Source organism: Streptococcus sanguinis (genome assembly GCF_050223295.1).
GTDB classification, from domain to species: domain Bacteria; phylum Bacillota; class Bacilli; order Lactobacillales; family Streptococcaceae; genus Streptococcus; species Streptococcus sanguinis_X.
Window position 1 is genome coordinate 2,009,384 of record NZ_CP071424.1, and the last position, 19,111, is coordinate 2,028,494.

At 44.6% G+C, this 19,111-nt stretch carries 18 protein-coding genes; 9 read left to right on the forward strand and 9 right to left on the reverse strand.

Features of this window, described 5'->3' with window-relative positions:
• Window positions 1–74: 74 nt before the first annotated feature.
• The 6 genes from J1C77_RS09890 to J1C77_RS09915 form a co-directional block, all read right to left on the reverse strand.
• A complete protein-coding gene (locus tag J1C77_RS09890) occupies window positions 75–1,019 on the reverse strand; it encodes an AraC family transcriptional regulator (protein WP_002923259.1) in 945 nt (314 codons plus the stop codon).
• Between the two features lies 1 nt (window position 1,020).
• Window positions 1,021–1,899 carry a methylenetetrahydrofolate reductase [NAD(P)H] gene (metF, locus tag J1C77_RS09895; protein ID WP_002923258.1) on the reverse strand — a complete coding sequence of 293 codons (879 nt, stop codon included), beginning with the start codon at window positions 1,897–1,899 and terminating at the stop codon, window positions 1,021–1,023.
• A gap of 137 nt (window positions 1,900–2,036) precedes the next feature.
• Window positions 2,037–4,289, reverse strand: a complete 2,253-nt coding sequence (metE, locus tag J1C77_RS09900; RefSeq protein WP_002923257.1) for a 5-methyltetrahydropteroyltriglutamate--homocysteine S-methyltransferase — start codon at window positions 4,287–4,289, stop codon at window positions 2,037–2,039.
• Window positions 4,290–4,533: 244 nt separating this feature from the next.
• The gene (locus J1C77_RS09905; RefSeq protein WP_002923256.1) at window positions 4,534–5,517 is read right to left on the reverse strand and encodes a hypothetical protein; all 984 of its coding nucleotides are present in this window, start codon (window positions 5,515–5,517) and stop codon (window positions 4,534–4,536) included.
• Window positions 5,518–5,556: 39 nt separating this feature from the next.
• Window positions 5,557–6,654, reverse strand: a complete 1,098-nt coding sequence (locus J1C77_RS09910; protein ID WP_002923251.1) for an AI-2E family transporter — start codon at window positions 6,652–6,654, stop codon at window positions 5,557–5,559.
• A gap of 78 nt (window positions 6,655–6,732) precedes the next feature.
• Complete coding sequence (locus tag J1C77_RS09915) at window positions 6,733–7,104, reverse strand: hypothetical protein (RefSeq protein ID WP_002923249.1); 372 nt, start codon at window positions 7,102–7,104, stop codon at window positions 6,733–6,735.
• A gap of 132 nt (window positions 7,105–7,236) precedes the next feature.
• Between J1C77_RS09915 and pabB the strand changes: the two genes are divergently transcribed.
• The 9 genes from pabB (at window position 7,237) to J1C77_RS09960 (ending at window position 15,679) form a co-directional block, all read left to right on the forward strand.
• On the forward strand, window positions 7,237–8,967 hold the full coding sequence (pabB, locus tag J1C77_RS09920) for an aminodeoxychorismate synthase component I (protein ID WP_002923247.1): 1,731 nt from the start codon (window positions 7,237–7,239) through the stop codon (window positions 8,965–8,967).
• A 1-nt stretch (window position 8,968) separates the two neighbouring features.
• Window positions 8,969–9,583, forward strand: coding sequence for an alpha/beta fold hydrolase (locus J1C77_RS09925; RefSeq protein ID WP_002923246.1), 615 nt, complete (start codon window positions 8,969–8,971; stop codon window positions 9,581–9,583).
• Window positions 9,584–9,717: 134 nt separating this feature from the next.
• On the forward strand, window positions 9,718–10,626 hold the full coding sequence (locus J1C77_RS09930; RefSeq protein WP_427195064.1) for an ATP-binding cassette domain-containing protein: 909 nt from the start codon (window positions 9,718–9,720) through the stop codon (window positions 10,624–10,626).
• 16 nt (window positions 10,627–10,642) lie between these two features.
• Window positions 10,643–11,395, forward strand: a complete 753-nt coding sequence (locus tag J1C77_RS09935) for an ABC transporter permease (protein ID WP_002923244.1) — start codon at window positions 10,643–10,645, stop codon at window positions 11,393–11,395.
• 37 nt (window positions 11,396–11,432) lie between these two features.
• On the forward strand, window positions 11,433–12,125 hold the full coding sequence (locus J1C77_RS09940) for an ABC transporter permease (protein ID WP_002923243.1): 693 nt from the start codon (window positions 11,433–11,435) through the stop codon (window positions 12,123–12,125).
• A gap of 144 nt (window positions 12,126–12,269) precedes the next feature.
• The gene (locus J1C77_RS09945; protein WP_002923242.1) at window positions 12,270–13,178 is read left to right on the forward strand and encodes an ATP-binding cassette domain-containing protein; all 909 of its coding nucleotides are present in this window, start codon (window positions 12,270–12,272) and stop codon (window positions 13,176–13,178) included.
• A 12-nt stretch (window positions 13,179–13,190) separates the two neighbouring features.
• Window positions 13,191–13,886: a lantibiotic ABC transporter permease gene (locus J1C77_RS09950; protein ID WP_002915963.1), complete on the forward strand. Its 696-nt coding sequence runs from the start codon at window positions 13,191–13,193 to the stop codon at window positions 13,884–13,886.
• A gap of 145 nt (window positions 13,887–14,031) precedes the next feature.
• Complete coding sequence (locus J1C77_RS09955) at window positions 14,032–14,964, forward strand: ABC transporter ATP-binding protein (RefSeq protein ID WP_002923241.1); 933 nt, start codon at window positions 14,032–14,034, stop codon at window positions 14,962–14,964.
• Complete coding sequence (locus J1C77_RS09960; protein WP_002923239.1) at window positions 14,957–15,679, forward strand: lantibiotic ABC transporter permease; 723 nt, start codon at window positions 14,957–14,959, stop codon at window positions 15,677–15,679. The genes J1C77_RS09955 and J1C77_RS09960 overlap by 8 nt, the downstream gene beginning before the upstream one ends.
• 49 nt (window positions 15,680–15,728) lie before the next feature.
• Here J1C77_RS09960 and J1C77_RS09965 read toward each other — a convergent pair whose 3' ends face one another.
• From J1C77_RS09965 to J1C77_RS09975, 3 genes are all read right to left on the reverse strand, one after another.
• On the reverse strand, window positions 15,729–16,604 hold the full coding sequence (locus J1C77_RS09965) for a sensor histidine kinase (protein ID WP_002923236.1): 876 nt from the start codon (window positions 16,602–16,604) through the stop codon (window positions 15,729–15,731).
• A gap of 1 nt (window position 16,605) precedes the next feature.
• A complete protein-coding gene (locus J1C77_RS09970; RefSeq protein WP_002896543.1) occupies window positions 16,606–17,286 on the reverse strand; it encodes a response regulator transcription factor in 681 nt (226 codons plus the stop codon).
• A gap of 279 nt (window positions 17,287–17,565) precedes the next feature.
• Window positions 17,566–19,005 carry a 6-phospho-beta-glucosidase gene (locus J1C77_RS09975; protein ID WP_002923233.1) on the reverse strand — a complete coding sequence of 480 codons (1,440 nt, stop codon included), beginning with the start codon at window positions 19,003–19,005 and terminating at the stop codon, window positions 17,566–17,568.
• Between the last annotated feature and the right edge of the window lie 106 nt (window positions 19,006–19,111).

Below are 19,111 nucleotides of genomic sequence, written 5' to 3' on the forward strand. Positions count from 1 at the left end.
TCCTTTCATTATAAAAAAGGCTCCCCCTTTTGGTAAGCCTTTCTTTCTAGTATTATTTATCCAAATGTGACTTTTTACAGCTCCTGCCCCAGATGAGAGCTTGCCTTGCGAAAATTTAAGGGTGACTGGCCACGCGCCTTCTTGAAGGCTTTTGAAAAGCTCTGTGTTCCGGCAAAGCCCGTCTTACTGGCAATCTCTTCCACCGAAAGCTGGCTGCCCGTCAGCAAATCAGCTGCCATATTGAGCCGCAAATCATTACTGTACTCCTTAATCCCCTTGCCTACTTCATCCTTGAAAAGCCGAGATAGGTAGGAAGGATGCAGCGCCAATTTCTGTGCCAACTCCTGTACAGATAAACTTTCTGGCAGATGACTGCTCAGTAGTTCCAAGACCTGCTGGACATAAGGATTGACCCGACGGCTTTCCGTGATTAAAGAGGTCTGCTTGAGACGCTGGGACAAGAGCTCTAGAAAGCGATAAACTTGCCTTTGCAGAGCTAGTTCAGCTGTTATTCCGGTGCCCTCATAGGCCAGACTTTCAAAGACCAAGGCCTTAAATTCCTGCAAAGAAGGCAACTCAAAAGACCATTGGCCAGACTGTAGTCCCAGAGCCTGTAGATAACGAGGCAAGAGGTGCCCACCCAGTCCCATCCAGACATAAGACCATGGCTCTTCTCCATCAGCCTGATAAAAGACCGACTGACCCGGTGGCACCACAAAGCCCTGCCCTTCCTGCAAATCATAGCGCTGATTGCCAACGGAGTAAGTCCCCCGCCCCTCCAGTACGATATGAATGACATAAACATCCCGAATAGCTGGGCCAAAGCTATGATGGGCTTCCGTTTTTGAATAACCACAGAAAGCAAAAAAACAATCTTCTTGGCCAAACTGCATAGACTTAACCAAGGTCAGCGAATGCTCCATCAGCTCCTCCTTAGATTTAGACAAAACTTTTATCCATATTATAAAACAAAAACCACTAAACAGCAACTGAATCTGATTAGTGGTTTCTTCATTCATCTTAGAAAGATTGGACCGATGGGTTATGATTGAAGAGAGCATGGGTAGCCTTATAGATATGGTAGGCTGTTGCAGCATTATTCATAGTGTAAAGGTGTATGCCCGCCACATCCTGAGTCACCAAGTCAACGATTTGATCCACAGCATAAGCCAGACCAGCTGCTCTCAGGGACTCTGGGTCATGTTCGTACTTATCCAGAATAGCCCGAAATTTTCTCGGCAGCTTGATATTCTCACAGGTCTTGAGCAGGCGCAGAGCCTGATTCCGGTTGAGAATCGGCATAATCCCAGCATGGATGGGCACTTCAATACCAGCTAAAATACACTTATCCTGAAAATCATAAAAGCGCTCATTGTCAAAGAAAAGTTGGGTCACCAGACTAGAACAGCCAACGTCTACCTTTTTCTTGAGATTTTGAATATCTGAAATCTGATTTGGCGAATCTGGATGGCCCTCTGGATAGCAGGCTCCGATGATGTTAAAGTGCGGCGCTTCTGTCTTGATGTATTCGATCAAGTCAGTCGCATAGGTAAAATCATCCTTAGGCGCCACATCTGGAAAAATATCCCCTCGCAAAGCTAAAATCTGATGGACACCAACCCGATCTAGAGACTGCAAGATATTGGACACCATGTCCTTGGTCAGATAGACCGCAGGTAAGTGAGCAATCGTTGGAATCTGGAGATCATTGGCGATGAACTCGGTCAAACGAACCGTCGTCTCCTCAATGTCAAACTTATTATTGCTGGCTGTCACACTGATAAAGTGAGGAGCCAAATCTTGCATCTCTCTCAATGCCTGAAAAATCTTATCATTGCCTACTGCCGGATTGGGAGGAAATACTTCAAATGAGAGACTAGGTGTATGACGACGAACCATATAACAAAAAGTTCCTTTCAATGATGGTAGCGATAGCTGAGGACAATCCTAGAAGAACAGCTTCTGCAGGATTGTCAGCTCTGCTTCAATTTTTGGGGTATCCTCCATCAAGATCAACTTTTGAAGTTCCAGGAGGATTATTGCAAATGTTGTCTAGCTGCTTTGGCTGCTTCTACTAAGCGCACCAAGCTAGCCTTGGTTTCTGGGATACCACGAGTTTTAAGACCACAGTCAGGGTTGATCCAGACCTTGCTGCTTGGCACCTTAGCCAAGATAGCTTCGATTGTATGGTCAATTTCCCCTTCATTTGGCACGCGCGGCGAGTGGATATCGTAAACTCCAGGCCCTACTTCTGTCTGGAAGTTCTTAGCCTTGAGCTCATCCAGGATTTCCAAGTTAGAGCGGCTAGCTTCAAAGGAAATCACGTCCGCATCCATATTGTCGATAGCAGGGATGATATCGGTAAATTCTGAGTAACACATGTGAGTATGGATTTGCGTATCTGGCGCTACAGTAGAGTGTACCAAGCGGAAGGCTGGAATTGCCCAGTCAAGGTAGTCTTCATACCAGTCGCTACGACGGAGTGGCAATTTCTCACGAAGAGCAGCCTCGTCAATTTGGATAATCTTCACGCCAGCCGCTTCAAGGTCAAGCACTTCATCCTTGATTGCCAAGGCGATTTGAAGGGTTGAATCCTTGATCGAGATGTCTTCACGTGGGAAAGACCAGTTGAGGATGGTTACAGGTCCAGTCAGCATGCCCTTAACAGGTTTGTCTGTACGGCTTTGAGCATAGCTAGACCATTTAACAGTGATTGGGTTGAGACGAGTCACATCACCCCAGATGATTGGTGGTTTCACCCCACGCATACCGTATGATTGTACCCAACCATTCTTAGAGAAGAGGTAACCTGACAGGTTTTGACCGAAGTACTCAACCATGTCATTACGCTCGAACTCACCATGCACTAGCACATCAAAGCCAACTTCTTCTTGCCATTTGATCCAATCATCAATCTGCTCAGCCAAGAACTTGTCATAGTCTTCTGCTGACAGCTCACCCTTGCGGAAAGCCAAGCGTTTGGCACGAACTTCCTTGGTTTGAGGGAAGGAACCAATTGTGGTAGTTGGCAATGGTGGCAGATTGAGCGCCTTGTGCTGGATTTCCTCACGCTCTGCAAAGACCGGCAGGCGAGTGTAGTCAGCATCCGTCAAACCAGCGATGCGCGCACGAAGTTCGGCATTTTCACCAACACGTTCAGTCGCAAAGAGTTCTTTGTTAGCAGCAAGTGCTTCTGCACCGCCGCCATTGCGGATAGCATCCAAGTCACGGATTTCATCCAATTTTTCCACCGCAAAGGCAAAGTGGTTCAAAATTGCTGGTTCAAAATCTTCATTAGCCGTTGTAAATGGCACATGGAGCAGTGAACATGAGCTTGTCAAGACGATGTTTTCAGCTGGGATTTGCTCAAGCACTGCCAAGCTCTTTTCGTAGTTGTTGCGCCAGATGTTTTTTCCGTTGACAATCCCTGCATAAAGAGTCTTATCAGCTGGAAAGCCACCTTTTACAAGCTCAAGTGTTTTCTTGCCTTCGACAAAGTCCAAACCAATAGCATCTACTGGCAACTCTACAAGGTCTGTATAGATGTCACGAACATCACCAAAGTAGGTTTGAACCAAGACTTCCAAGCCTTTCTTGTCCGCCAAAAGCTTCTTATAAAGGTCCAAGAAGAGAGCTTTTTCTTCTGCTGACAGGTCTTTGACCAGACTTGGCTCATCCAGCTGGATACGCTCTGCGCCCAGCTCTGCTAATTTTGCAAAAACTTCTTGATAAGCTGCAGCTAGGGCATCTACAAAGTCAGCCGGAGCCACACCGTCTTCAAAGTCAGATACTTGCAGGAGAGTGAATGGGCCAACCACAACTGGACGGGTTACCAAACCCAACTCTTTAGCTTCTGCAAATTCATCAAAAATCTTATGCCCAGCCAGCTTGACTTGGGTTTCTTTTTCAAATTTAGGAACGATATAATGGTAGTTAGTGTTGAACCATTTCTTCATCGGAAGGGCGCGGACATCTCCTTTTTCACCCTGATAGCCACGAGCCAAGGCAAAATAACGCTCCAAGTCAGTCAACTCCAAGCCTTGCACAGATGACGGCACCACGTTAAAGAGAAAGGCCGCATCCAGTACATTGTCATAATGAGAAAAGTCATTTGACGGAATCTCTGAAATCCCTTTTTCCTTAACAATATTCCAGTGCTTAGCACGCAGCTCTTTGGCCGCAGCCAGAAGCTCTTCTGCTGAGATTTCATGTCTAAAGTATTTTTCAGTTGTAAATTTCAATTCGCGGAATTCACCCAAACGTGGGAAACCAATGATAGTCGTTGACATAAACGTCCTCCAAAATTTTTCTTGATTTTATCTTATCAGAAAATCTCCCCTCTGTATAATTGGAATTTCCCAGAGTTTGATATAGTCTAAAACTATAACCTGGTTCTCTATACAACAATAAAAGCTTATTTTTCAACTTCCATTGACTAAAATTATTGTTTGCTATAGGTAGAAATTATGACCTTGGAAAAAGAAAAACCAGCGAGAATAAAATCTCGTTGGTTTCTATAATATCTTGTATTACTTACTCTGTTTCGTGATAAGCCTTCTTAGCCTTTTCAAGATCATAGTATCTGTCAAACTCTTCTTTAGAGTTGACGATATGCTCCTGACTGTCGACAGACACCTCTGGAGGAATGGTTACAGCTTCATATACATTCACAGTATCCGGCATAAGTAGACTATAGACAGCTGCTTCCCGACTAAAACTTTCTGCACTGTTCTTCGAGTTTAATAAAAACACAGTCGTTCCTTTTTTTTCTAAAAGCTTGTAAGCCTTCGAACTACTATCAAACTGAGTCTGTCCTAAAACGGATTTATCTATTCGAACTTCTCCACCGGGAGTAGTGGTATAAATGCCACTTGCTTTTTGGTCCCAATTAGTCGCTAGCCTTATAAAAGGTTTTCTCATGTCATCTTGAGCTAAGATTTCGTTTTCTTCCAATTTTCTACTCTTTAGATTAAGGAAAAGCGGTCTTGTTTCTTGAGGATTCTCTAAATCTCGTATTTCTATCCATAAATAGTCTTGACCTTGCCAAGTGTAAATTCCTCCTAGTTCTGCTGGTAAATAATTAGAATTGTAACTCTCTACAACTTTGTAAAGATCTATCTCCTTTTCTTCTTCAATTTTTTTATCATTGATATGATAGACACTAAGAGTCCAATAGGCACCGTCAGATGGTCTTTCCATCAGACGATAGGGAAGCTCTTTCAGTTTAATGTTCTGCCGCAGAATATAGCGAGAACTTTTTTGGTCAATTTTGTCACGAAAATGACTACCGAACTCAGCCATCTTTTTATCTTCTTCTGGGGTTATTGAAGTCCAATGGACAATAGCGCCTGCACCATCTGCAATAATTTCATAATTATCAATCTTTGCTTTACCCGAATACTGAAAGAACTGTCCGTAATATTGTTCATTGTAGTAAAGGTAGAGGATCCAAGCCAGCAAAGATGATAGTAATACTACTCCCAAGGTAATAACTATTTTTGTTTTAGTCCATTTCATAATTAAGCTCCTATTTTTGCAAATTTATCGTCTAAGTAATTAGGCAACTTCTCCACTCTCATTCCTCTTCTCCTTCTCCACAACAAACTCTCTAACCAAACGGTAGATAACCGCAAAAATAGGCGTGAAGAAAATCATGCCGACCAAGCCAAAGAGGTTGCCCCCAATCAGGGCGGCGGCTAGGGTAAAGAGAGTTGGGAGACCAACGGACTGACCTACCACGCGCGGATAGATGACATTGCCCTCAATCAGCTGCACCACCTGAAAGACTGCAATCGAGAGGAGGGCTTTCCAAGGGCTGTCGGTAAAGATAAAGATAGCTCCCAGAGCACAAGCTGAGAAAGGCCCGATGTAGGGAATGAAAGAGAGCACTCCGGCCAGAACTCCTGTCAAAGCCGCATAAGGCAGGCCAGTCAGAGAGTAGGCGATAAAGACTAAAATCCCAACAATGACGGCCTCTATCATCTGCCCCATCAGAAACTTATCATAGGTCTCAACAATGACAGAACCGACATAGGATAGGCGTTTGACAGCTTTCTCAGGAAGCAGAACCTGCAAGAGACGGCTAGTAATTGTCTGCAAATGCTCCTTACTGCTCAAGAAGGCAAACATGAGAAAGATTGACATGATGACAGAGAAGAAATTGCCAAAGATGGCAGAGATATTGCCTGTCAGACTGCCCAGAAGAGAGATGGCTCTGTTGACAATGTCGCTGTTTTGCAGTTGCTTGGTCAAATCTTTCAGCTGGCTAGAGGAAAGCAAGCCAGACTGCTGCAGCCACTTGGCTACCTGAGGTGCTACCTTGCCGATTGTTGCGCTCAGCTGATTGACCGCTGTAGTCAGAGTCGGTACGACGATAGAGACAATCCCTGTCATAATGAGAGCTAAAATCAGCACCTCTAAAACTAAGGCCAAGCCGCGCTGCAACTTCTGAGGGACTCGGCATTTGTCCAAGAATTCTTCCAGTTTTTTCATCGGAACATTGAAGATAAAGGCTAGGACTCCACCCAGTATAATAGGCGAAAAAACCGAAGTCAGACTCTGCAGGCCAGACCAGATGTTTCCGATATAGAGAACCAGAGCTAGAGCAAGCGCCGCAAAGACGATTAGTTTATAAGATTCATTTATTTTTTTCATAAGGCTTCCTTTTAAGGTTTTGTCATTTCCTTATTTTATCATAATTTTCAAGGGCTTTCGAGCAGGAGGAAGCATGGGTTAGTCAGCTTTGTCATCGCTCTTGAATTTGGGTACATCTTGAAGATAAAAAATCCCCGATATGATAGCTAGAACGCCAGCCAAGTTCCCCAAAAATGGAATGATTCCTGCAAGAAAGGCGAAAAAGAGAAGCTTATGGCTCATCTTATTGACTCTTGGCTCTTCACTATAATGAGCCATTCCAGCTAGGGAAAGACAAAGAAACAGCAAGCTGATCAGTATGATCAGAACGCCCCAGTCAGACTTTTCGACCATCTTGGGAATTAAAGCAACTATTTCCCAGTGCCATCGCTTAGAAGAAGCGTAAAGGATTAGAAGACCTCCTAAGATACTCACAACTCCATTTACCAATAACAATTTATTCGACTTCATATAAATCTCATTCTTTCTTTTTTTAACATAGTATACCTAGCTACTTTCTAATCTGTCAACCATTATCAAAGAATGTTTGTCTCATCCGATAAATCCGTTTTCATTCAAATTATCTTATGATAAAATAGCTTTATGCACAAGAAAACGATTATTGATTTTAAGCAGCTGGGCCAACGCCTGATTTTCACGAATCCCATCAAGGAGCTAAAGACTCGTCGTCTTGACCAGGTGGAAGAACTTTTGACAGAGATTGAGGGTTGGCAGGAGAAAGGATACTACGCTGTCGGTTATGTCAGCTATGAAGCAGCTCCAGCCTTTGAGGAAAAGTTCCAAGTTCATTCCGCTCCACTCCAGAAGGAATATCTCCTCTACTTTACTATTCACGATAAGGCTGAGGAGGCTTCCATTCCCTTGACCTATGAGGAAGTGGAAATGCCAGCGGCTTGGCAGGGGCTGACTTCTGAGCAAGAGTACCAGAAGGCTATCGAGACTATTCATCATCATATCCGCCAGGGCGATACCTATCAGGTCAACTACACGGTACAGCTGTGTGCAGAGCTCAATCCTGAGGACAGCTTAGCTATTTACAACAGGCTGGTCGTCGAGCAAAATGCGGCCTACAATGCTTATGTAGAGCATGACGAGACTGCCATCTTGTCCATCAGCCCTGAGCTCTTTTTCGAGGAGCACCGAGGTCAACTGACCACTCGTCCTATGAAAGGAACTACCAATCGGGGACTGACCTTAGAGCAGGATAGAGAGCAGGCTGCATGGCTGGCCCAGGATGCTAAAAACCGAGCAGAAAATATGATGATTGTCGATCTGCTGCGCAATGATATGAATCGCATTTCTCAGACGGGCAGCGAGTGGGTTGAGCGTCTCTGCAGTGTCGAGCAATACTCTACAGTCTGGCAGATGACCTCTACCATCAAAAGCCAGCTACATGATGGCATCGGACTGGCAGAGATTTTCAAGGCGCTCTTTCCTTGCGGATCCATCACAGGCGCGCCTAAGATTTCGACCATGGCTATCATCAAGGCAACAGAAAAAGCCGCCCGCGGGGTCTACTGCGGTACAGTCGGCATCTGCCTGCCAGACCAGAGACGGATTTTCAATGTCGCCATCCGCACCATTCAGCTAGAGGGAAGGAAAGCCATCTATGGCGTTGGCGGCGGCATCACTTGGGACAGCACCTGGAAATCTGAATACATCGAAACCCAGCAAAAATCTGCCGTCCTCTATCGAAAAAATCCGCGATTCGACCTGATTTCTACAGGAAAAGTAACGAATGGAAAGCTGACCTTGCAAGACCAACACCTGCAAAGACTGACAGAAGCAGCCGGCTACTTCGCCTATCCTTTTGACCAAGACAAACTAGAGCAAGAACTAGAAGAAACCTGCGCTCAACTAGATAAAGGGCAGGATTACAGGCTGCGTATAGCTCTAAAAAAAGACGGCAGTATTGAGCTAGAAACGACTCCTCTACTGCCACTGACGGATACTTTCAGAAAGGCAAAACTGCTCGAGCAGACAGCCAATCTAGCCCAGCCTTTCACCTATTTCAAAACCAGTCATCGGCCACATCTGACCTTGGAGCAGCAAGAACAGATTTACTACAATGCCCAAGGCCAACTACTGGAAACTTCTATCGGCAATCTGCTGCTGGAGCTAGACGGCAAGCTCTACACGCCTCCGGCTGAACTTGGTCTGCTCAAGGGCATCTACCGCCAGCAATTACTGGATAAGGGACAGGTTACTGAGAAGATTCTGACTCTGTCTGACCTAGATCAAGCATCGAAAATCTACGCCTGCAATGCAGTCAGAGGACTGTACGAGCTGGAGATTGATAAAGGAGAGCACTGACATGAAAGTTATCTTTCTGCACGGACTAGGGCAAGATGAGCATTCTTGGAAGGAAGTTCAAGAAGTTCTAGCTGATGTCCCGACGGAGTCGCTGGCTCTTTTTCCAAGGGGCAATGAAAGCTATCAAGATATTCGACAAGCAACCCTCCAGCACCTTCAAGCCGAAGAACAGCCATTTATCTTAGTCGGTTTGTCACTCGGTGGCCTGTTGGCACTGGACCTGGCTGACCAAGCCCTTCCTCATCTGAAGGGTTTGATTTTATCCGGAACTCAATACAATTTAGCAGATAATTTTCTCTACAGACTGCAGATTCTCGCCTTTAAACTGATGCCCAAAAGTGTCTTCACCAAGCAAGGAGCCGATAAAAGCCAGATGATACGGATTTTGGCCGAACTGCGTAAGGTAAATCTCACTGATAAAGTAAAGAAAATCAAGCTTCCCAGCCTGCTTGTTTGCGGCAGCAAAGACAAGCCCAATCTAAAAGCTGCCTATGAGCTTAACAAGCTGCTGAAAGGTTCTCAGCTTCGTATTATAGAAAAGGGCGGCCATACTCTGAATAGCCAAGCGCCAGAAATATTTGCTCAAATAATAGAGAAGTTCCTACATGAGTTCTGACACTTTTACAAGACCAATCAAAAACTTTAGAAATATTTGAGAAATTCTTTAGAAATATTTGAAGGTTTGGCGCTATACTAATTAAATAAGAAGAGGAGTTTTCTCTCCTAGTATCATGAAAAGGAGAATTGATCATGGAAAATGTTTTGGTTTTACAGCAAGTCAGCAAAAAATTCGGCCGACAGTACGCTCTGACCGATGTGAGTCTGACGATAAAAAAAGGAGATATTTACGGTTTAATTGGCAAGAACGGAGCCGGAAAGACCACTCTGATCAAGGTCATCACCCAGCTTTTGGAAGCAAGCAGTGGCAATGTCTCCCTCTTTAGCTCTCAGAACTATCAAGAATGGACGCAGAGCCTCAAGCGGGTCGGTTCTGTCATCGAAACTCCGGTCGCTCACAACCACCTGACAGCCTATGAAAATCTCAGCTACTACTGCAAGCTCCGCCATATTCCCCATGCGGATAAGGTCATCCGTGAAACCTTGGAATATGTGGATTTGACGGATACCGGCAAGAAGAAATTCCGCGACTTCTCACTCGGGATGAAACAGCGGCTGGGTCTGGCTATTGCGCTTCTTACCAGACCTGACCTGATGATACTGGACGAACCTATCAATGGCCTGGATCCGGTCGGCATCAAGGAATTCCGCCAGCTGGTGCAGCGGCTCAACGAGGAGTTGGGCATGACCTTTATCATCTCCAGCCATATCCTGTCTGAACTCTACTTGGTAGGGACTCGCTTCGGCATTATCGAGGAAGGACGATTGATTCGTGAGATTTCAAAAGCGGAATTTGAAGAACAGAGTGAAGACTATATTGTGCTTAAAACGTCGCAGTTGGAAGAAGCCAGCCGTCTGATTCACGACCAGCTTATGCATCGCATCAAGGTGGTCAATGCTTCTGACGAGATTCATATCTTCACCCATTCGCATGAGATTAGCAAGATAGTCAAGGAACTTGCAATTGCAGATATACCGGTGCAGGAGATTTACTATGCACGACAAAACCTAGAAAACTTCTTTACAGACTTGGTCAAATGAAAAAGGGAGGCTTATCATGATGGATTTCATTCGAGCCGATTTTTACCGGCTCAAGCGCTCAAAAGGCTTTTGGATTACTGAGTTTTTCTGTGTGATTTTATCAGCAACCTTCTTTCAGGCAAATATTCATTTTGGAGCAAATATCTCCAGAAATGAGGCTGCTAGTCAATCTCTAGGAAAACTAACCGGCCTTCAAGCTCTGGACTATTTTGCAGGCAAAACAGACAGTCTGCTCTTTTTCACTATCATTGGTATCAGTATGGTCCTTGGAGTGGATTTGTCTCGGAAACTTTATAAAAACTGTCTGAGCTACGGCATCTCTAAGCTCAGCTATTATTTTTCTAAATTCTTTGTCTGCGTTAGTATCGCAGCCTTTCACTTCCTGATGATTTTATCTATCTCCTTTATGACCGCTAGTCTGTCCAACGGAATTGGCAGCGCCCCTGGCTCTTTTTTGCCTCAGCTGGGAGCTGCTCTCTTCGTCCAATTTCTCGGCACGATTGCATGGATTGCCATCATTTCTTTTGTACTCTATGCCAGCCACTCCATCGTGTCTAGCTTTCTGACCTATTTCCTTGGCGGTACCTTACTGACTATTCCCCTCATCTTTTACCCTGACAATGAATGGCTGCTCTATCTGACCATGCGTTTTAACACAGATATGGCAGCAGATAGCGGAGCTGTTATCAAGGCTATCCTGACAGTGGTAACGGTCACCCTAGTCTTTCTGATTAGCGGACTGATGGTTTTCAAAAAGAAAGATTTATAAAAAGCAGGAACAATCTTAATCATTCAGAGGAGATTTCATGTTACATACTATTCAGGCGGAACTCTATCAGCTTATCCGCTCCAAACCTTTTTGGCTAATAGAAGGGCTGCTCTTTTTTCTCATTTTCATCAGCTCTCTTGGTGAAAGAAACTTTAATTTTTATATCTCTACATCTTCTGATCCAGAAGAAATAGTCAGCCAAGGTTGGACAGGATTTGAAGCTCTCGGGCAGCTTGCTAAAGATTTCCTGCCCTTTGTCATGATTACTGTCCTTGTGCTCATCATCTTTCTGCTAGGTCGTGACCTGACTAGAAAACTATACAAAAATATATTGGCTAGCGGGGTTTCTCGGAAAGAATTTTACTTATCCAAAATAGCTGTTCTTGTCATAATTATCATCTTTCAACTAGTGGCAGCCTTTGCTATAGCCTTTATCTTTGGGAGCCTCTTCCACGGACTTGGGACTATGCCAAAGAACTTTTTCTGGAGCTTTTCCTTATCTTTCTTTCGCTCCTTTCTCTTTATTATGACCTGCAGTTCCGTAGTTACCTGTCTCCTCTACCTGACCCGCTCCGCCCTGGTCAGCTATCTCGTCTTTTTCGCCCTGATTATGCTTCAGTCTAGCCTCGTCATCGTTTTCCCTCAGATAAATTCTGAACTATTCTTATTCCTTATCCTAGCTGGTTCCCTCTTAGGTGGTTACCAAGCCTTTCAGCACAGAGACTTATAAATTTAAGCAGTCAGCCCTTTGGCTGCTTTTTTATTGCTTTTGGATTGGTTCTGCATTTCTTTAGAAATATTTTAGAATTTCTTGAGAAATATTTGAAATCTAGCTTGTATACTAAAATCAAACCTAAGAAAGCGAGAATGTACCATGCAAACTGTTTTAGAAGTAAAGCAAGTTACCAAACAATATGGCCAGCAATATGCCCTTGATCATGTGAGTCTTTCGATCCAGAAAGGCGATATTTATGGACTGATCGGCAAGAACGGATCTGGCAAAACCACTCTTCTCAAGACCATTAGCCGGCTCATTCATGCCAACAGCGGAACCGTGTCTGTCTTTGGTTCGCAGAACTCTAAGGAATGGAATGAAGCCTTGCGCAAGATAGGAACCGTCATCGAAACACCGGTCGCTTACAATCAAATGACTGCTTATCAAAATCTCAACTACTACTGCAAGGTCCACCAGATTGCACAGCCCGACCAGCTCATCAAGGAAACTCTGGCCTATGTCGGATTGAGCAATACTGGTAAAAAGAAATTCCGAAACTTTTCGCTAGGAATGAAGCAGCGCTTGGGGATCGCTATTGCACTTATCAGCAAGCCTGAACTCATGATTTTAGACGAGCCCATCAACGGCCTAGATCCTCTTGGCATCAAGGAATTTCGACTGATGATTCAGCGACTCAATCAAGAATTGGGAATCACTTTTATCATTTCCAGCCACATCTTGTCCGAGCTTTATCTGGTAGCCACCAAGTTTGGCGTGATTGACCAAGGACGGCTTGTTGCAGAATTCACCAAGGACGACTTTGACCGAGCCAGCGAAGATTATATCGTCCTCAAAACCAGCGATAGAGATCAGGCTGCCAATCTCATCCAAGGCAAGCTCCACTATCAGCTCAAGGAAGCTGATAAATCTGACGAGTTGCACATTGTCGCCCAAGAGCAGGAACTAAATGACATCAACAGGGAGTTGGTCCTATCCAACATTCATGTCAATGGTATCTATGCAGCTCACAAAGATTTAGAAAAATACTTTACAGATTTAGTCCAGTAAGGAGAAAAAACCATGTTACATACTTTTCAAGCAGATTTTTACCGCTTCTTTCGTTCCAAGGCTGTTTGGATTACCGAATTCATTTTTCTACTGACGACCTTGAGCGCAGTCTTTGGCAAATTAAATGCCGTCCAGCTTATACAAGCGGTGTCCAACGCTATCGGTAATAATACATTTATCATCATTATCCTCTCTATGGTCGTCATCGGGACAGATCTGAACAAGCAGCTTTACAAGAATACTTTAACCAGCGGCGTTTCCCGTACCAGTTTCTTCGTCTCTAAAGCCCTAGTCATGGTCTGCGTAACGTTCCTGCAGTTGGCTCTCTATTATAGCATCAACTTTATCCTAGCAGCCATTCTAAACGGTATCGGTGATTTATCCGCTACCTTCCTGCTTCAGTTTATTCTTCTATTCTTTGTGCAGTGTCTGACTGTCATTGCTTGGACAGCTATTATTTCCTTTATTCTTTATCTGAGTAAATCTATGATTGCTGCTCTGGGAGGTTACCTTTTCTGCGCATCCTTAACCGGAGCTCTTGCTCAATTTTATCCCAAATCTTTATGGCTGCAGCATTTCACCATGAGCTTTGATTTTGAGACGCTTCAAAGCAACGGTGTAACCTTAAGAATTGTTCTAATCGCCTTGTTTTTAGGAACAGTCTTCACTGCAGCAAGTCTTTATACTTTCCACAAAAAGGATTTATAGTAGAGAATGAGCTAGTCAAAAACTGGCTCATTTTAATCTTTTCAATTTTAAATTTCTTTAGAAATATTTTAGAATTTCTTGAGAAATATTTGAAATTTAGTTTGTATACTAAAAGTATAAACAAAGTAATTAAAGGAGAAACATCATGCAAAATGTTTTAGAAGTGAAAGGACTCACTAAAAAATACGGTGATCAGTATGCTCTGAAAGATGTCAGTCTTTCCATCAAGAAAGGAGAGATTTACGGTCTCATCGGTAAAAACGGTGCTGGTAAGACCACACTGATCAAAATCATCACGCAAGTCATCTATCCTAGCGGAGGAACCCTATCTGTTCTGGGCTCTCAGAACCAACAGGAATGGACCAAAGCCCTCAGCCATACTGGATCTGTTATCGAGACCCCTGTAGCTCATGCCCACATGTCGGCCTATGAAAACCTGCGCTACTACTGTACCGACCGGGGTATTCCAAATGCTGACAAAGTCATCAAAGAAACCCTTCAATATGTCGGCCTGACCGATACTGGAAAGAAGAAATTCCGTAATTTCTCTCTGGGGATGAAACAGCGGTTGGGCATTGCCATTGCCATTTTGGGGCGTCCCGACTTGCTCATCTTGGACGAGCCCATTAATGGTTTAGATCCAGTTGGGATTCAGGAATTTAGAGAAATGGTCAAGCGCCTCAATCAAGAATTAGGCATCACCATCATCATTTCCAGCCATATCCTGTCCGAGCTTTATCTAGTCGCAACTCGCTTTGGTTTTATCAATCAAGGGCATTTCATCAAGGAGCTGTCTAAGGAAGAATTTAACCGAGAAAGCGGCGACTATATCATCCTCAAAACGGATAATATCAAGCAAGCTGCTCATTTAGTGCAAGACAGGCTAGGCTACCAGCTCAGACCAACCAACAAGGAAGATGAGCTACATATTTCCGGCCAAGTACAAAAAATTCGCAAGATTGCCAAGGAATTAGTCCTAGCCGACATCCCAATCGGGGAAATCTACTACGCCCACAAAGACTTAGAAAAATACTTTACAGACTTAATCAACCAACAAGGAGGAAACACTCATGTTTAATAGTATCAAGGCGGATTACTACCGTCTCTTCCGCTCCGTAGGATTCTGGGGAGTGCAGGCTTTCTGCATCTTTGGAATTCTCCTCGCCATTTTCACTTCCAAAGTTGTCAGTTCCGACAACGGTATCTTTTTTGCCATAGATGTCGTCTCCTACAACAGCGGCATGCTCTTTATTGCCTGCAATGTCATGACTAGCTTGCTTCTCGGTGTTGATCTCAATGACAAACTTTATCACAATAACCTGACTACAGGCAAGACTCGGACCCAGTATTACTTCTCTAAAGCACTGGTTATCGGTAGCTTACTGCCTATGCAGTTCATACTGCTCTACATTTTAGGTATTGCCATCGAATTTGTCCGAACCGGCGGTAATATGGGAACCCTGCCAGCTAATTTCTGGGGACAATTCGCAATACTCTTTGTCATGCAGGTCATCTGTACCTATGCTTGGTACTGCATTACCAGCTTTGTCCTCTACTTGACTCGAAACTATAGTGTCGTCTTTATCACCTATATCATGACCTACATCTTACTCGGCCTCCCTAGTCAAATGGTTGATGCCAATAATGAATGGTTCAAGGCTATCAAGATGGAGTTCGTCTACGGAGACGCTTCAATACCAAGTGTCATCATCAAAACAGCTATCTTTGCTCTCAGTCTGATCACGGTCTTTAGCTTAGCAGGACTGGCTACACTGAAAAAGAGAGATTTGTAAAATAAAAAAGCCAATCCGAAGATTGGTTATTTTTTTGATTTTTAAAAAATTACAAGCTAACCCTTAGTTCAAACCAGTCGTCCTCGGCTTTCATTGTCAAGTCCCCGCCTAGGATTTCGACTAACTGCTGGGTGATGTAGAGCCCCAATCCTGAAGACTCCTCGCTGCTAGATAGGTTTTCTGAGTAAAAGCGATTGGTCAGCTTATCCAGATATTGGATAGGCTGCTGGACGATATTTTTGACGATAAAGATACAATGCTCGCCCTCTTTTTTCAGAGAAATGCTGGCGGCCTTACGGCCGTGCTTGAGGACATTGCTTATCATATTTTGGACAATGCGCTCTAGAATTTCTGGGTCTGTCTCTAGCTCTAGACCTTCAGCCAGCTCTACCTGCAGGTCAATCTGGGCTTTCTGGAAGGCGTCATAATAAGTAAAAAGCTGCCGGGTTACTAGCTGGGATATATCTGTCGGCTGGACATTGGCTCGAATGGCACCCTCCATCAGCCGGCGGTACTCCATCAAGGCTTCCAGCCGTTTGGACACCATTCCCAGACTATCTGCAATTTTGACTAGCTGCTGACTTTTCTGACTATCATCCTTCAGCAGCTGCTGGGTGTAGCCACTGGCAATGGTCAGAGGGGTGCGGATATCATGGGCGATATTACTGATAGCCATATCCAGCGTTTTCTTTTCCTGCTGGACGACAAATGTCGTCTTATCTAGTTCCCCAAAGAGCAGCTCTGCTTCCTCTGTCAGCTCCAAAATACTGGGGGCATGAGCAGCAGGAGTCAGACGATTCTGGCTCCCTGTCTGCCGCTTCAGACGAATCTGCTGTGCCACATCCTTGACCGCCAGATGATAGCGTATGAAACCAATGGCCAGAAACAGACTGATAAGGGCAAATAAAATGACTAACACCAACATATCAGTCCTCCTTGAGCCGGACACCCAGGCCCCAAACAGTCTCTATGTATTCCTCTGTTGGATCCAACTGAGCCAGTTTCTTACGTAGATTGCTGAGGTGAGTATTCAGGGTATTATCCCCAGGCAGATAGCTCTCTTCCCAGACCTGCTCAAAGAGCTCTTCCTTGGTGTAGATCTTCTTGGGATGACGGAGCAAGAGCTGGAGGATATGATATTCTTTCTTGCTCAAACGGACGCTTTTCTCACCGCAGACCGCCTCAAAGGTAGCCTTGAGCAGACGGATATTTTTAAAGGACTGGCCTTCTTCCTCGCCAGTCAAAGCCTGCTGGCTGCGCAGCTGCACGGTGATACGGGCAAAAACTTCATCCAGATTGAAGGGTTTGACGATATAATCATTAGCACCATTCAGCAGATACTGGCTAACCAGCGCTTTCTCACCAAGGGCCGTCAGCATAACCACTGGTACCGTAGCATTGCTGCTGCGAATTTCCCTCAACACTTCATCGCCATTCTTACCCGGCAGCATGATGTCCAGAAGGACCAAATCAATCTCCTCCCGCTCAAACAGCGAAATGCCCTCTGTCCCCGAATAGGCAGAATAAACCGTGTGTTCCTTCTGAAAAAGTTCTTTTAGAATTTCATGAATATCACTATTGTCTTCGATGAGTAAAATATGAGCCATAAACACTCGCCTCCAGAAATTTCCTATCACTAGTGTAGCAAGGATAAGAGGCTAAGTCAATAAAAGATGGATTATTCGAAAAACTTTAGAAATATTTTAGAATTACTTGAAGGATATTTGAGAATCGGACTTTAAAATAGAAAGAAATAAGAAATGTATGTGCTATAAAAAGGAGGCTCAGAATGTTTAAAATTTTTTGCAAAATCATTTTTAGAAGTATTACTTTCGCCCTTGAAGGCTAAGGAAAAAGGCTGAGACATTCATATCTCAGCCTTTTTCCTATTTCACAGATGCTCCGTTAGTCGCGATGACTTCCTTGTACCAGTCAAAGGATTTTTTCTTGGAACGTTTGAGCGTTCCCTTTCCTTCATTGTCACGGTCCACGTAGATAAAACCATAGCGCTTCTTCATCTCGCCAGTGCCGGCTGATACTAGGTCGATACAGCCCCAGGTCGTGTAGCCCCACAGAACTACCCCATCCTCATTGATGGCTTCCCGCATAGCCTTGACATGGGCCGCCAGATAGTCAATCCGGTAATCATCAGCCACATAGCCATTTTCATCCGGAGTATCCACTGCACCCAGACCATTTTCCACGATAAACATGGGCTTTTGATAGCGATCCCAGATGGTATTTAACGTAATGCGCAAGCCCAGAGGATCAATCTGCCAGCCCCACTCAGAAGCTTCCAAATAAGGGTTCTTGAGAGAAGCAAAGATATTGCCCTCGGTCAGCTCATTAACCTTAGGATCTCCCGAAGCCACCCGGCTAGAGTAATATGAGAAGGAAATGAAGTCCACCGTATGCTCCTTGAGCAGCTGCAGGTCTTCTTCTGTCATTTCGACAGTGATGCCCTCGCGCTCCCAAGCTTTCTTGGCATAGTTGGGATATTCGCCACGCGCCTGCACATCAATGAAGAAATAGTTTTTCCTGTCTTCCTCCATACCAGCCCATACATCGCGTGGATGACAGGTGTTAGGATAATTTTGACCCGCCGCTAACATACAGCCGACCTTATTTTCCGGATCAATCTCATGAGCCAGCTTGGTGGCAATGGCTGACGCGACTAGCTCATGATGGGCTGCTTGATACTTGACCTGCTCCTCATTTTCGCCTTCTTCAAAGCAGAGCCCCGCTCCCATAAATGGTGCATGGAGGATCATGTTAATTTCATTGAAGGTCAGCCAGTACTTGACCAATCCCTTGTAGCGGGTAAAGAGAGTGCGGCAGAGACGCTCGTAAAATTCTAGCATGAGACGATTCCGCCAACCACCATATTGCTCAATCAAGTGCATGGGACAGTCAAAGTGAGTAATGGTCACCAAGGGCTCAATGCCGTACTTATGGCATTCCTTAAAGAGGTCTTCGTAAAATTTCAGGCCAGCTTCATTGGGCTCCAGCTCATCCCCCTTAGGGAAAATCCTGCTCCAAGCAATGGACAGCCGATAGGTCTTAAAACCCATCTCACCAAAGAGGGCAATGTCCTCTTTGAAGCGATGGTACATGTCAATAGCTTCCTTGGCTGGGTAGAAATAGCCTTCCTCAAAGTCAAACATCTTTTTCTTACCCGTGATGATGGCCAGACGGTCCTCACCAATCGGCACCACGTCTACATTGGCCAGCCCGCGACCATCCGCATCGTAAGCGCCCTCGCATTGGTTGGCAGCTGTCGCTCCACCCCACAAAAAACCATCCGGAAAAGTCAGTTTTTCAGTCATATTTCTACTCGCTTTCTTATTTGCTTGTTCATTTACTTATATTATAGCTCATTATGTAAACCTTTTCTTATAAAATACTGTTACATACTGATACTATTCTACTATT